The organism is Mesorhizobium sp. M0514 (genome assembly GCF_040321145.1).
In the GTDB taxonomy this organism is placed as follows: domain Bacteria; phylum Pseudomonadota; class Alphaproteobacteria; order Rhizobiales; family Rhizobiaceae; genus Mesorhizobium.
Genome location: NZ_JAMYQZ010000040.1, coordinates 39,785 through 54,104, shown reverse-complemented (window position 1 = coordinate 54,104; position 14,320 = coordinate 39,785). Strand labels below are relative to the sequence as shown.

The window sequence follows — 14,320 nt, the reverse complement described above, 5'->3', positions numbered from 1 at the left end:
GCCTGGCCATCGCCGGCGCCGGCGACAATTGGCGTGCCCGCTTTGAGGCCAGTCAACTGGGCAATGCTTTCGGCAAGGCCGCCGCAGATTTCGCCTGGGCCGATCAGCGCCGGCAACTGCCGTGGCTGCAACCCTGCAGCCGCGACAAGCTCAGGGTGCCATTCGCCTGTCGCGACATCGAGCAAGCCGAGCGGGTCGGCACTTGCCGTGCTGGTTACCAGCCGTGCGGTCAGCCGGTGAACGAAGAAGCCATGAACATCGACCAGGGCGGCGGCGTTGGCCAGCACCTGCGGCTGGTGTTCCGCCAGCCAGGCGATGGCATAGAGCGCCGGCGTCGGATCCGGCGGCTTGCCGCTCCAGTCGCGGATCGTCTCGCGGCCAAGCTCGGCCGACAGCCTGGCGACTTGAGGCCGGGCGCGCTCGTCAAGCCACAGGATCGCCGGGATGAGCGGCGTGCCGGCCTGATCGATCAGGGTGAACGTCTCGCGCTGATGGGCTATGGCAATTGCCGCCACGCGCGCTGCGCCGACCTTGTCGGCAACCTGCTTCAGCGCACTGATGAGGGCTGCCCACCAATGTTCGGCATCCTGCTCGAAATGGCCGGGCTTCGGATTGGCCAGCGGATAGGCCTCGCGCGCCTGGAACAGCTCCGCGCCGTCGCCGGTGAAGGCGATTGCCTTCACCGCCGTCGTCGAGGCATCGATCCCGATAACGACATCGTCCATCACAGGGAGATCCCGAAGGTTCAGGCGGCGTTGGTCACAAACTGTCCGTCCGACTGGTCGAGACGGCGGCGGATCTGCGTTATCACCATCGAATCGTCGGGTACACAATTTTCATAGGTGAGGAAGTCGCCGGTCTTGACCGGCTTGACCACCTTGGCGCGTTCGGCAATCCCGAGCGGCAGCGCGCCCTTGGCGCGGGCGTCCTCCCAGGTCATGGCGAAGCCGCGATAGTCGTTCTCGCCGATCATGCCGAGCGATTGGCCCGCGCCGAGATCGCTCTTGGCCACCGCCACCGCTTCGGCTACCGGATGGTCGAGGGGCTCCATGTCGGCGCGTTTGTAGACCACGGCGCGCGCCGCCGACAGTGGCACTTCAAGGCTTGTCAGGTGATAGGGACGGTAGATCGTGAAATAGGGGCCCTTGCCGACCTTGAGGTCGACCATGCGCTCCAGCACGCGCGGATGCCTCGTTTCGATGATGCAGAACACGCCGGGCGCCACGCCCTTGCCGATTGAATAGTCGACCACGCCCTTGCGGTGCAGCACGCCGCCATCCTCGCGCGGGCAAAGCACGCTGGCCAGTTCCTCCAGCGTCGCCGTCGGGCCGTGCATGCCCGGCACGTCGGGCACCAGGCCGGTGGCGTTGGCAATCGCCACCATTTCGATCGCGGTCTTGGAGCCGTCGACGAACTCGACCAGCATGCGCGCATTCATGTTGCGCTCGGCTGCTTCCTTCTCGTAGTCGGCGGGCATGGCGTCGATCTTGAGCGGGTTGTTTTTGCCCTTGCCGGCGGCGATGATGTTGAAGCCGAGGCTCTTGGCGAAGCCGATGATCTCCAGCGTGCAGGCGGGTTCGTCGCCGGCCGCACCGGTGTAGACCACGCCGGCCTTGCGCGCTTCCTCCTTGAGGAAGCGGCCGATCGTAATGTCCGCCTCGACGTTGAGCATGACGATGTGCTTGCCGTTCTTCATCACTTCGAGCGCAAACTGCGTGCCGATGTTGGGATTGCCTGTCGCGTCGATGATGACATCAATGCGGCCGGCCGCGGCCAGCGCATGCAGATCTTCGGTGACAGCGATCTTGCCGGCCTCGATGGCGCGGTCGATGGCAGAGGCGTTCGCAGCCTGGACGATGTCGGAGCGGTCATGGCCGGCGAGCAGTGCGGCATCGATCGCCGCTTGCGGGCGCACCTCGGAAATGGCACCGATCCGCATGCCCGGCATCAGCGCCACCTGGACGACGATGTCGGTGCCCATCTGCCCGGCGCCGGCGAGACCGATGGTGATAGGCCCTTGGGTTTCAGCGCGCTGCAGAAGTTCCGCTGCAAATTGCGGATGGGCCATATCGCTTCCTCCAGTCACGACGCGCCGCAGCGTCAAATCATCATTTTGAACATTCCTATTTCCATTTGAAAAATATTTCAACCCGCAAATCGGAGAATGGCTGCAGGACCAAATCTCCCACGGAGGAGTCGTGGGGTGACAGCTTCATGCTGCGCTTGATCTCAGCCGATCTCTAGGAAAGGCTTGCCGAGCAGGTCGGGCACGACATCGACGCCGAGGCCGGGCCCGTCGGGAATGCCCATGTGGCTGCCGGTGACCGGTGGCGCGTTGGAGGCCGTGCGCACCGTCACCCACTCATGGAAGGCGATGGCGTGCAGCCGGCGTTCTTCCGGCGTCGACAGTGACAGATGTGCCATCGCCGCCGTGTCGATCTCGGCGCCGCCCGTATCCTCGACGGTGATCATGAAACCGAGATCGACGGCGACGTCGCGGATTTGCCTTGTCCTGGTTACGCCGCCAAGCCGCGAGATCTTCAGCGTCAGCCCGTCGGCGGCGCCCAGGCGGTGGATTTCCAGCATCGCCTCGAGCGAGATGACGCTCTCGTCCAGCACCATCGGCTTGTCGAGCATGCGGCGCACCGACATGTTCTCCTCAATCGACGTGCAGGGCTGCTCGAACGTGTAGTCGATGCCGCGCGTGGCGTCGGCGAACTGCCGCGCCTGGTAGGGTGTCCAGCCGGCATTGGCGTCGCAGAAAATCACCGTGCCTTTCGGCACGGCCGAAGCGACTGCGCTCACCCGCTCGATGTCTTCATGCACATTGCCGCCGACCTTGACCTGCAGCCGGCGGCAGCCTTCCGCGATGATCCTTTTGGCCAGTGCCGCCATCTGGTCGAGCGTGCCGTGGGTGACGACGCGGTAGGTCTCCGCCATGTCGCTCTCGCGGCCGCCAAGCATGGTCACAAGCGGCACGTCGGCGGCGCGGGCGGCCAGATCCCAGCAGGCCATGTCGAGCGCCGACTTGATGTAGGGATGGCCCTTGAACACCGTATCCATCAGCCGGCCGATGCCGGCGAGAGCACGCGGGTCCTGGCCGATCAGGTGCGGCGCGATCTCGACCACGCCCGCGCGCGTTCCCGCCGGAAACGCGGCCGAATAGAAATTGCCGAGCGGCGCCATCTCGCCCCAGCCGGTCACGCCGCTGTCGGAGGTGATGGCGACGATCACCGCGTCGAAACAGTCGGCCACACGCCCCTTGGACATGCGGTAAGGCCCGTCCACGAAGGGCTGCACGACGCGATAGGCCTTGATGGATTTGATCTGCACTTGTCTGTCCGTTGTCTCTAGGTGTTGAGGAGGGTCAGCCCTTCGATGTTCCGCTGCTCGAGGCCACGCGCATAGGCAAGCAGCTCTTCGAAATCGAGGTCGATATGCTCGCGCGCATGGCGCTGGGCAGCGCGCATGTCGGCGCCCTTCAAGAACCGCACATAGGTCTCGTGGAGATCTTCGGCCGGCACCGGCTCGTTGCGGGCCCGCTGGTGCAGGGCAAAATACATCTGCAGCCGGCTGGTCAGCCGCTGCCAGGTTTCCAGCAGCACCGAATTGTCGGCCCATTCATGGATCAGCCCGTGCAATTGCAGTGCGGTCTCGATCTGGCGGGTGGTGTCGCGCGCGCGCGTTGCCTGCTTCACCGCTTCGTGGCGGCGGTCGAGTTCATCGAAGAAGCGCTGGTCGCGCAGCTTCCATGTCCGCTCGATGGCGAATTCATCGAGCACCTTGTTCAGCGAGTAGGCGTCGTCAATGTCCTTGGCGGTGACATCGATGACGAAGGTGCCGGCATAGGGAATGCTGGTCAGGATGCCTTCCTGCACCAGCTCGCGCATAGCTTCGCGCAAAGGCGCGCGGCTGACCCGCATCTGCTCAGCGATCCTCAGCTCGCTCAGCTTTTGGCCGGGTTCCAGCTGGCCGGTCAGGATCGCCCGCCGCAACAGCGCAACGATCTCGGCTCGGCGTGTCGTATCCGCGATCGGATTGAAGTCCAGCTTGGCCATTCCGTCACTCCAGTGAGAGCCGGAAACAGACAAGCAGATTGTCGACAATCCTACAATATGTCTGTTCCGGATTCTTGTGCCTTGCGGTTACTCCAAAAACGGCGTGCGGCGCTCCATAAAAAAACGGCGCCCTCGGCGTGGAAGCCGAAGGCGCCGCAGGACCGGGGCTGATGGGGGTTATCAGCTGGCCGGTTTCTCCTGGGGCAACGGCGAGATCGGCATTCCTGGTCCGATCTTCTGCAGATTGCCCGTTATCACCTGGTCGCCTTCGGCAACGCCGCTGAGGACCGCCACAAGGTCGCCGCTGGTCGCGCCAAGCGAGACGATGCGCTGGTCGACCGTGTTGCCCTTGCCGACGACATAGACATATTTGCCGAGCTGGCTCGAACCCAGCGCCACCTGCGGCACCATCAGCGCGTCGGGCAGCTGCTTGATGTGCAGCCGCACGCGGACATACTGGCCCGGCAGCAGCGAGAACTTCGCATTGCCGATGGTGGCGCGCGCCGTAATCGTGCCGGTCGAGTGGTCGACCGTGTTGTCGATGAAGGTGAGTTCGCCCTTCTGGCTGGCTTCGGTCTCGCCGGGCAGCAGCACCTCGACCTCGATCGGGCCGGCGGCCCGGGCCCGTTCGATTTCGGCCAGGTCCGTCTCGCTCGGATTGAAGGTGACGTAGATCGGGTCGAGCTGCACCAGCGTGTTCAGCACCGTGCCGGCGACGCTGACCAGCGTGCCGACCGAAGCCTGGTTGCGGCCGACGCGGCCGGCAAACGGAGCGTGGATTTCGGCGTAGCTCAAATTGAGCTCGGCCGTCCGCACCGCCGCCTGGTTGACGGCAAGCGACGCTTCGGCCTGACGCAAGGTGCTCGTGCGCTGGTCGAACCCATCCTTGGCCAGATAACCGCTCTTGGCGAGTTCGGAGCCGCGGCCGAGATTGGAGCGTGCATAGTCGAGGCTCGCCTGGTCGCGCTGCACTTCGGCCTTGGCCTGGTCGAGAGCCGCCTTGAAGTCGTCGGGCGAGATTTTGTAGAGCAGATCACCCTGGCGCACATCCGCGCCGTCCTCAGCCGTCTGCTCCTGCAGATAACCGGGCACGCGGGCCTGCAAGGTGACGCTGCGGATCGCCTCGATGCGGGCGGCGTAGTCGAGATAGATCGGGATCGTCTTCTTGACCACGCTCGTCACCGGCACCGGCATGACGAATGCCGCAGGTGCTGCCGTCGCTGCCGCCGTGCCGGCATTGAGGCTGAGATTGCCCATGTCGAGGAAGTGAACGCTTGCCACCGAGATCGCCCCCAGGGCGACGGCCGTTCCCAAAGCTATTTTCCATTTACGCATTTTGGTCTCCAATTCTATTCGGCTGCTTCGGCCAGGCGCATCCGCGCTGGTTCGGCAGTCGGTTCATTATTGTCCTGGTCATGAGCGGCGTTCGGTTCGCTGGGCACGCGGCGTTCGCGCAGCTGTTCGATAACCGCGTAGAAGACCGGCACGAACACCAGCGACAGGATGGTCGCCGCGACCATGCCGCCAAAGACGGTGGTGCCGATCGACTGCCGGCTTGCCGCACCCGCACCCGTCGCAAACATCAGCGGCAGCACGCCGAGGATAAAGGCGAAGGCCGTCATCAGGATCGGCCGCAGCCTCAGCCGCGCAGCTTCCATCGCCGCGTCGACAATGCTCAGTCCCTCCTCGCGCCGCCGCCTTGCAAACTCGACGATCAGGATCGCGTTCTTGGCGGCGAGGCCGATCAGCATGACGAAGCCGATCTGTGAGTAGACGTCGATCTGCATGCCGCGCAAGAACAGGGCTGCGAAGGCGCCGAACAGGGCCAGTGGCACCGCCAGCAGCACCATGAACGGCATCGCCCAGCTCTCATACTGCATCGCCAGGATCAGGAAGACGAAGACGATGGCGAGGCCGAAGACGACCGACGCGATCGATCCTGCCTTGAGCTCCTGGAAGGTGATGCCGGTCCATTCGAAGCCGAAATCCCTGGGCAAAGCGGTGGCAGCGGCCCGTTCCATCGCGGCAACCGCCTGGCCCGACGAGAAGCCGGGGGCTGCGCCGCCATTGATCGTGGCCGAGGCGTTGTTGTTGTAGTGCGGCACGGTTTCCGGGCCGACGAACGGCACCAGTTTGCCCAGTGTGCTCAGCGGCACCATGCCGCCGGAGGCGTTGCGCACATAGAGCCGCGAAAGGTCGCCTGCGTCGGCACGTGCATCCTTGTCGGCCTGGATGGTCACCCGGAAGGTGCGGCCGAACAGGTTGAAGTCGTTGACGTAGAGCGAGCCGAGATAGATCTGCAGCGTGGTCGGGCAGGTTGAGGCCGAGCAGTTTGGCCTTGCTGCGGTCGAGGTCGTAGTTGAACTGCGGCGTCGAGGTCGAGAACGGCGAGAACAGCTGCTGCGGGTTGATTTCCGGCTGCTTGCGCGCCTCGGCGATCACGGCTTGCGTCGCGTCGTTGAGGGCTGAACTGCCTCGCCCGGTGAGGTCCTCGACGACGAATTCGAAGCCGCCCGTGGTGCCGATACCCGGGATCGAAGGCGGATCGAAGGACAGCGCGAAGGCTTCCGGAATCTGCATCAGCTTGCCGCGCACATCGGAGACGAGCTTGGACGCGCTCTGGTCGGGGCCGCGCTCTTCCCACGGCTTCAGGATGGCGAACTCGACAGCCGAGTTCGACTGCGCCGCACTGGTCAGGAAGTTCAGGCCGCTGATCGAGCCGACAATCTCGACGCCGGGCGTAGCTTGGAGGATGTCGCGCGCCTTCTGGGCCACGGCGTCGGTGCGTTCCAGCGAGGCGCCGTCAGGCAGCTGGATGACGACGAAGAAGTAACCCTGGTCCTCGACCGGAAGGAAGGTCGAGGGCAGCTTCTGCCAGACGAAGTAGGTGGCGACCAGGCCGGCCGCGAACAGACCGAGCATGATCCAGCGCAGCCGGATGAGGATGCGTACGCCATGGGCATAGGCATGCGACAGCCTATCGAAACCCGTGTTGAACCAGCGGAACGGGGCGAACTGCGTCTCCCCGCGATGGCGCAGGAAGGCGGCACTCAGCGCCGGGCTGAGCGTCAGCGAGTTGAAGGCGGATATGCCGACCGAAATCGCCACCGTCAGCGCGAACTGATTGTAGAGCTTGCCGGAGACGCCAGGAATGAAGGCAACGGGCACGAAGACGGCCATCAGCACCGCGGTGGTGGCGATGATCGGTCCGGTGACCTCGGCCATCGCGGCCTTGGTGGCCGCCAGCGGTTTGAGGCCCGCCTCCAATTGTCGCTCGACATTTTCGACCACCACGATGGCGTCGTCGACGACGAGGCCGATGGCCAGCACCATGCCGAGCAGGGAGAGCATGTTGAGCGAGAAGCCCATCATTTCCATGACCACCATCGTCGCCACCAGCGACACCGGAATGGCGATGGTCGGGATGATCGTCGTGCGCCAGCTCTGCAGGAAGATGAACACCACGGCCACGACCAGCACCAGCGCTTCGCCAAGCGTGATCAGCACGTCATGCATCGATGCCGACACGAAGCGCGTGGTGTCGTAGTGCATGGCGTAGCTGACGCCCTTGGGAAAACGGGCCGACAGTTCCTGCATCTTGTCCTTGACGTGCTGCTGCAGATCGAGCGCGTTGGAACCGGGCATCTGGTAGACGGCCAGCACCACCGTCGGGTCCTTGCCGAAGAAGGCCGACGACGAATATTGCAGCGCGCCGAGCTCGATGCGGGCGACGTCGCGCAGTCGCACCAGCGAGCCGGTGCCGGTGTTGGCGCGCACGACGATGTCGCCGAACTCCTTGGGGTCGCTCAGGCGGCCGACGGCGTTGACCTGCATCTCGAAGGCGGTGCCGGCGGGCGCCGGCGACTGGCCGATCTTGCCGGCCGCCACCTGGACGTTCTGTTCCGAGATGGCGTTCTGGACGTCGACAGCGGTGATGCCAAGATTGGCGAGCTTGTCCGGGTCGAGCCAGACGCGCATCGAATAGCGGCGCTCGCCGAATATCTGGACGTCGCCGACGCCAGGCAGCCGCTTCAGCGGATCGACGACCTGCAGATAGGCGAGGTTGCTCAGCGCCACCGGATCGACCGAACTGTCGGGCGAGGTCAGGTTGACGATGAGGACGAAATTCGGGTTCTGCTTCTTGATCGTCACGCCGCCCTGGTTGACGATCGCCGGCAGCGACGAGGCCGCTTGCGAGACGCGGTTCTGGACGTCGACGGCCGCGGTGCTCAAGGAATAGCCGACATCGAAGGTGATGGTGATGGTCGAGGAGCCGTCATTGGAGCTCGACGACGACATGTAGGTCATACCTTCGACGCCGTTGATCTGCTGCTCCAGCGGCGTCGTCACCGTATCGGCGACCACTTGCGCGCTGGCGCCCGGATAATGGGCGCTGACCACGACCTGCGGCGGCGTGATGTCGGGAAACTGCGAAACCGGCAAAAGGAAATAACAAATCGTCCCGGCGAGCACCATGATTATGGCGATGGCCGAGGCGAAGGTCGGACGATGGATGAAAAAGTTTACCACGACACGCAAACCTCTTTATAAGAACCGGCCTCTTTAAAAGAATTGGCAGACCGGGACAGCCGCCGGCCGCGCACCGAACCCGGGTCTTGCAAAAAATACGAAGACGGCGCCGCACCGCTGAGGCCCTGCTCATCGGCAACGGTCCTCAGCATCGCTTCGAAGGCGCGCGGGTTGACGCGGTCCGCTTTCATCACCAGCCGGATCATCGGATCCCGGATGGCTTCATCGATGGTCAAATCCTTGCGCTGCGACATTGGAGCGTCTCCATTCCAGCGATTCGCATCGGACGATCGCGAACCGGTTTTCATCTCTTCACCGGCCGGAGCCGCATGACCTGCAATTTTCACCCTTTGTGATCTGGCAGGACCAGTTCACGGCCTTGTTATTGACGGAAGGCCACATAGGTGTTACCAGTAAGTAACATTCGGATAGTTACAGACCGGTAACACCCTAGTCAAGAGGTGAACCGAATTTTTAGGGAGACAAGGAGACTGCGATGGCAGACGGCATTACCGATCGCGTGCGCCCCCGGGACCGAATCCTGGAGACGGCGCAGGACATGTTTCACAAGCATGGCATCAAGGGCGTCGGTGTCGACGCCATCACGGAAGCCGCCGGCACCAACAAGATGACGCTCTACCGTCATTTTGAGTCGAAGGACGAACTGATCGTCCAATGCCTGCGCGCGTCGGCGGCTAAAGGCGCCGCGATGTGGGACCAATTCGAGGCTGAGCATCCCGGCGACAAGCTCGCCCAGTTGCATGCCTGGATTCGCATGGCCGCTGCTTGCCTGGCGGCTGACGGTCGCGGCTGCGACATGGCCAATGCCGCCGCCGAATTGACCGAGCCGGACCATCCGGCCAGGAGCGTGATCAAGGAGCTCAAGAGCGCTCAGCGCGATCGCCTCGTTGCGCTGTGCCGGGATGCGGGCATCGGTCAGGCCGAGCTTCTGGCCGATACGCTGTCGCTGCTGTTCGAAGGGGCGCGCGTCAGCGTGCAGACCATGGGCTGCCAGGGCCCCAGCACGCAGTTCGTGCGCATGGCTGAAGGCCTGATCAGCTCTTTCAGGGCGCGCTGAATTCCAGCTCACCGAGTTTGCAAGGCCCCCTCATCCGGCCGCTTCGCGGCTAGCTCCTCCCCGAGGGGAGAAGAGGCTGGCGCCGGCGCTGATGATCTCCTTTCGCTTTGGCGAGAGGTCGGATTGCAGCGAATTGCTCTTTGCAACTCGGTCTCGGCAATCCGGGTGAGGGGCTTTGGATATGCCAAGTTTCATTTGGGAATGAAAAAAGCCCGCTGCCGGGAGGAGGTGGCAGCGGGCTCGATTTCGAACGAGATGCGGGAGGAGGTGCACCGCGCTCAGCGTCGGCATCGCATCTGGGAGGAGTAGATGGCCGACACCCAGATGAGTAAGGGTTGCCCAATGATTCGGCAACAATGAAAGTTGCATGGCTGCTGTGCAGATTTGCGGCATCTACCCCGACTTGTCGTACAAATCGGAGAAACCGCCACGGCGCGACTTCACTGCACCGGCACGTTTTCCTTGAAGATCAGCCGTGGCTCGATGAACTTCTTCGTCAGGTATGGCGCGGCGGATGCGATCGAGCCAAGCAGGCGGATCACAGATTGCTCCGCGATCAGCCGCGCATTCTGGTCAATGACGACATCGGCGAGGTCGTCGACGAGATAGCCGCGCGTTTCCTTGGTCAGGTCGTGGCAGATGAAGACCGGCTTCTTCTTTGGCTTGGCCTCGAGCAGCGCTCTCGCCACACCTGAGCGCCCGGCGCCGACGCAATAGATGCCGAGCAGTTCCGGCTCGTTGTGCAGCGCCTGCATCGTTGCGGTGTAGCTGCCCTCCGGTTCGTCATTGATCTCGACCGCACTCGAGACCGTGAGATTGGGGAATTCCTCTGTCAGCACCGACCGAAAGCCCATCTCGCGCTCCTCGTGCCCGCGATAGGAACGCGAGCCGACGACCATCGCCAGATGACCCTGGCGGCCATTGAGGAAGCGCCCCATCAACAGCGCCGCCGTGCGTCCGGCAACCCGGTTGTCGATGCCGACATAGGCCGAACGCGGGGCGGCTGGAACGTCGGAGACCAGCGTGACAAGGCGGATGCCTGCCTCGACCACATCGCGCAATATGTTGCGCGTTCGCGGATGATCGACGGCAATGACGCCGACGCCATTGGCCTTCAGCGACAGATTTTCAACCGCCGCCTGCAGCGCTGCCGGCGAGATGCCGCCGAGATTGTGGATCCGGCACGAGGCGACCAGCGGCAGGCGCCCCGCATAGTCCTCGATGTGCCCGGCGAGGTCGATCATGAAACCGTTGGCGCCGATCGGCAGGAAGAATTCAAGATGCGCCGGCCGCGACGGCAGCGTCACCTGATCGACCACCGGCAAATAGCCGAGCTGCTTGGCCGCCTCCATCACCCGTTGGCGGTTGGCGGCGCTCGCGCCGGCCCGGTTGTTCAGAACCCGGTCGACGGTCGCGGTCGACAGGCCGCAGCTCCTGGCTATGTCGGCAACGGTGGCTTTCATGGCTGTAGTCATAGAGCATGATCCCGAAAAGTGGGAACCGGTTTTCTCGGACAAACGGGAACCGTTTTGTCAAAAGGTCATGCTCTACAACGAGTTAGAGCGGATGCGTTTCCGTGCCAGACGGCGCGAAGACGGTTCAGCCGTGCGATGGCCCGCCTTCGATGATGGCGTCGCGGATCTCCTTGTCCGACATCCCGGTGATGATGCGTTCGACCTCGGCCACGCTGGTCTTCTTCGGGTCGATGTCGTCGGCCACCACCTTGCCCCGGCGCATGACGACGATGCGGTCAACCACCTGGAAGACATGGTGGATGTTGTGGGCGATGAAGATGCAGGAATGCCCGGAATCGCGCGCGTTGCGCACGAAGCTCAGCACGCCTTGCGTCTCGGCGACGCCGAGATTGTTGGTCGGCTCGTCGAGGATGATCAGGTCGCTGTCGAAGTGCATGGCGCGCGCGATCGCGACGGCCTGCCGCTCGCCGCCGGACAGGGAGCCGATCGGCGTCGTCGGCGGGATGTTCTTGGAGATGCCGACCTGTTTCAGCAGGTCGCGCGCGACATTGTTCATCGCCTCCTGGTTCATGCGGTTCAAAAAGCGCGGCGGTTTGATCGGCTCGCGGCCGAGGAACAGGTTCCGCGCGATCGACAGCTGCGTCACCAGTGCCGAATCCTGGTAGATCGTCTCGATGCCGTGCGCGATGGCGTCGCTGGTGCTGCGCAGATTGACCTTCTTGCCGCGGATGAAAATGTCGCCGCTCGTCAGCGGCACCGCCCCCGACAACACCTTGATCAGTGTCGATTTGCCGGCGCCATTGTCGCCGAGCAGGCCGACGATCTCCCTTTCGTTGACATGAAAATTGGCGTCTTCGAGCGCCTGCACGCGCCCGTAGGACTTTTTGATGTTGGACATGCGGATGAGCGGTTCAGCCATGGTTCTAGGTCCCCGCCTGATGCCGGCGTTCCAGCCATGAGTGCAGCGCCATCATGCCGAGGATGATGGCGCCGATGAAGATGTTGTAGGCCAGCCCGGGCACGCCGATCAGCACGATGCCGTTGCGCATGACGCGCAGGATGAGGATGCCGAGCACGGTGCCGATGATGGTGCCGCGCCCACCGGTCAGCGCCGTACCGCCGATCACCACCATGGCGATGACTTCGAGCTCGTAGCCGGTGCCGCTGTTGGGGTTGGCGGCCGACGTGCGCAGCGACGAGATGACGCCGGCAAGCGAAGCCATCACCGAGGACAGCACGAACAGGCCGATCTTGACGCCGCTGACGTTGACGCCGCGCGCCCTTGCGGCGCCTGGATTGCCGCCGGCTGCCTGGATCCAGTTGCCGGTCCGGCTTTGCGTCAGCACGTAGCCCAGCGCGATGGCCGCCGCGATGAACCAGAAGAGCGACATGTAGATGCGGAACGGGCCGATGAAGAAATCACCGACCAGCGCTTCGGCCAGCCAGCTGCCCTCGGCGCTCCACGTCCGCTGCGGAAAGCCGTCGGTGACGAACAGCGCGGTTCCGCGCACCACCAGCAGCATGCCGAGCGTCACCAGGAAGGATGGGATTTTCAGCTGCGTGACGAACCAGCCATTGACCAGGCCGATGAAGGCCGCGATCAGCAGCGCGGCGAGGAAGCCGACCTCCAGCGAGGTCAGGCCGCTGTTGAACAGCGTCCACATCAGCACCGGCGAAAAGCCGAACAGCGAGCCGACCGACAGATCGAATTCACCCGACGTCATCAACAGCGTCATCGCCAGCGCGATCAGCCCGAGCTCGACGGTGAAGGCCAGCGTGTTGGAGATGTTCTGCGGCGACAGGAAATCGTGGTTGATGCTCCAGAACACCGCGATTTCGACGATGAGCAGAACGAAGGGCCCGAATTCCGGCCTCGCGATCAGGCGTTGGATGAGCGAACGGTTTTCCACTGATAACCCGCGACAGGAAGGGAAAGGCTGAAACCTCGCACGTCGTGCGAAGGGTTCGGCGAAAAAGGAAAAAGACAGTCGCGACCGCGGCTGCGGCCGCGACTGTTGAAGGTCTGGGTTATTTACCGGACAGGATGTCGTCGTAGACCTGCGCGGTGTCCTTTTCATAGAGCGCGCCGGTGATGACGTTGAAGCCCGGGGGAATGCCTGACGCCGCCATGTTGGCCAGCGACAGAGCGACATAGCTGGTCGCCTGCGGGTCCTGCCACTGGCCGGCATTGACGTAGCCGGTCAGCACTTCCTGGGTGGTGTCGAGCGAGTTGCCCCAGCCGACGACCGGGATTTCGCCCGGCTTGATGCCGGCCTGGTCGAACACCCGCTTGATCGAGCCGGTGACCAGATCGCCGAGGCCGATGATTGCCTTGACCTTGGCCTTGTTGGCGGTGAGATAGTCGACCATGCGGTTGATGGCTTCGGCCTGGTCGAGGGTCGCTTCAGTGATCTCATAGGTGATCCCCAGCGGTTCGAAGACGCTCTTGATGCCTTCCTCTTCCTGGACGCCGTAGGTGGCCCCGGGGATTTCGACCGGCATCCAGACGAAGTCGCCCTTCTTCACCAGGCCCTTGTCGACCAGATATTGCGCCCAGTGCTTGCCGAAGGTGACGTTGTCGCCGCCGACATAGGCGTCGAAGCTTGCCTTGGGATCGGGCGTGTTGAAGTTGATGATCGGGATCTTGGCCGTGTTGGCTTCCTTGGCGATTTCGATCAGGCTGCCCGGATCGGGGCTGGTGGTGACGATGCCGTCGGCCTTTGCCGAGATCGCGGCGCGCACCGCCTCCTGCTGCGAGGCAACGTCGCCATTGTGGAACGAGGTGTTGACGGTGTTGCCGGTGTCCTTCGCCCATTGCTTGGCGCCGGCCAGGAAGTAGGTCCAGACCGGGTCGGCCGGGCCGCCATGCGAAATCCAGTAGAACGTCTTGGCCTGTGCCGCCGCCGGAACGGCCAGCGCCACAATCAAGCCAAGCACGAGTAATCGTAGCCTCGTCAGCATTTGCTTTCCTCCCATGTTGAAAAACGACCTCCACGTCCGGCGATGATCCGGGCCATGCCCTTGATCCTCTCCTCCTGCCAGCGCCGACCCGGATGCGCAGAGCATCTTCTTTTGCGGCCGATGGCAAGCCTCCATCCGCTCAATGGATGGTGGCGCGATGCAACGCGCCATCAGCGATCCCATCAGATCGCATCAGTTAGAGAGCAATTCCAGGAAAA

At 63.5% G+C, this 14,320-nt stretch carries 11 protein-coding genes and 1 pseudogene; 1 reads left to right on the top strand and 11 read right to left on the bottom strand.

From position 1 onward, the window contains the following. The 7 genes and pseudogenes from NKI61_RS17930 to NKI61_RS17900 form a co-directional block, all read right to left on the bottom strand. On the bottom strand, positions 1-725 hold a 725-nt coding region (locus NKI61_RS17930; protein WP_352840183.1), incomplete at its 3' end, for a xylulokinase. A gap of 20 nt (positions 726-745) precedes the next feature. Next, on the bottom strand, positions 746-2,068 hold the full coding sequence (locus tag NKI61_RS17925; RefSeq protein ID WP_352840182.1) for an NAD(P)H-dependent oxidoreductase: 1,323 nt from the start codon (positions 2,066-2,068) through the stop codon (positions 746-748). 161 nt (positions 2,069-2,229) lie between these two features. Further along, positions 2,230-3,333 carry a mandelate racemase/muconate lactonizing enzyme family protein gene (locus NKI61_RS17920; RefSeq protein ID WP_023754063.1) on the bottom strand — a complete coding sequence of 368 codons (1,104 nt, stop codon included), beginning with the start codon at positions 3,331-3,333 and terminating at the stop codon, positions 2,230-2,232. A 17-nt stretch (positions 3,334-3,350) separates the two neighbouring features. Beyond that, positions 3,351-4,058: a GntR family transcriptional regulator gene (locus NKI61_RS17915; protein WP_352840181.1), complete on the bottom strand. Its 708-nt coding sequence runs from the start codon at positions 4,056-4,058 to the stop codon at positions 3,351-3,353. A 180-nt stretch (positions 4,059-4,238) separates the two neighbouring features. Beyond that, positions 4,239-5,393, bottom strand: a complete 1,155-nt coding sequence (locus NKI61_RS17910) for an efflux RND transporter periplasmic adaptor subunit (protein WP_023804343.1) — start codon at positions 5,391-5,393, stop codon at positions 4,239-4,241. Positions 5,394-5,407: 14 nt separating this feature from the next. Further along, a pseudogene (locus NKI61_RS17905) lies at positions 5,408-8,534 on the bottom strand (efflux RND transporter permease subunit). Between the two features lie 47 nt (positions 8,535-8,581). After that, positions 8,582-8,842, bottom strand: coding sequence for a hypothetical protein (locus NKI61_RS17900; RefSeq protein ID WP_352625625.1), 261 nt, complete (start codon positions 8,840-8,842; stop codon positions 8,582-8,584). 242 nt (positions 8,843-9,084) lie between these two features. Between NKI61_RS17900 and NKI61_RS17895 the strand changes: the two genes are divergently transcribed. After that, entirely contained in the window at positions 9,085-9,666 is a 582-nt protein-coding gene (locus NKI61_RS17895) for a TetR/AcrR family transcriptional regulator (RefSeq protein ID WP_023668517.1), read from the top strand. 440 nt (positions 9,667-10,106) lie between these two features. Here the strand turns inward: NKI61_RS17895 and NKI61_RS17890 are convergent, their stop codons facing one another. From NKI61_RS17890 to NKI61_RS17875, 4 genes are all read right to left on the bottom strand, one after another. Continuing rightward, the gene (locus tag NKI61_RS17890) at positions 10,107-11,129 is read right to left on the bottom strand and encodes a LacI family DNA-binding transcriptional regulator (RefSeq protein WP_023668516.1); all 1,023 of its coding nucleotides are present in this window, start codon (positions 11,127-11,129) and stop codon (positions 10,107-10,109) included. A 136-nt stretch (positions 11,130-11,265) separates the two neighbouring features. Then, a complete protein-coding gene (locus NKI61_RS17885; RefSeq protein ID WP_352840180.1) occupies positions 11,266-12,060 on the bottom strand; it encodes an ATP-binding cassette domain-containing protein in 795 nt (264 codons plus the stop codon). Positions 12,061-12,064: 4 nt separating this feature from the next. Next, the gene (locus NKI61_RS17880) at positions 12,065-13,051 is read right to left on the bottom strand and encodes an ABC transporter permease (protein ID WP_023668514.1); all 987 of its coding nucleotides are present in this window, start codon (positions 13,049-13,051) and stop codon (positions 12,065-12,067) included. Positions 13,052-13,169: 118 nt separating this feature from the next. Then, entirely contained in the window at positions 13,170-14,102 is a 933-nt protein-coding gene (locus tag NKI61_RS17875) for a substrate-binding domain-containing protein (protein WP_023687083.1), read from the bottom strand. Positions 14,103-14,320: the final 218 nt, after the last annotated feature.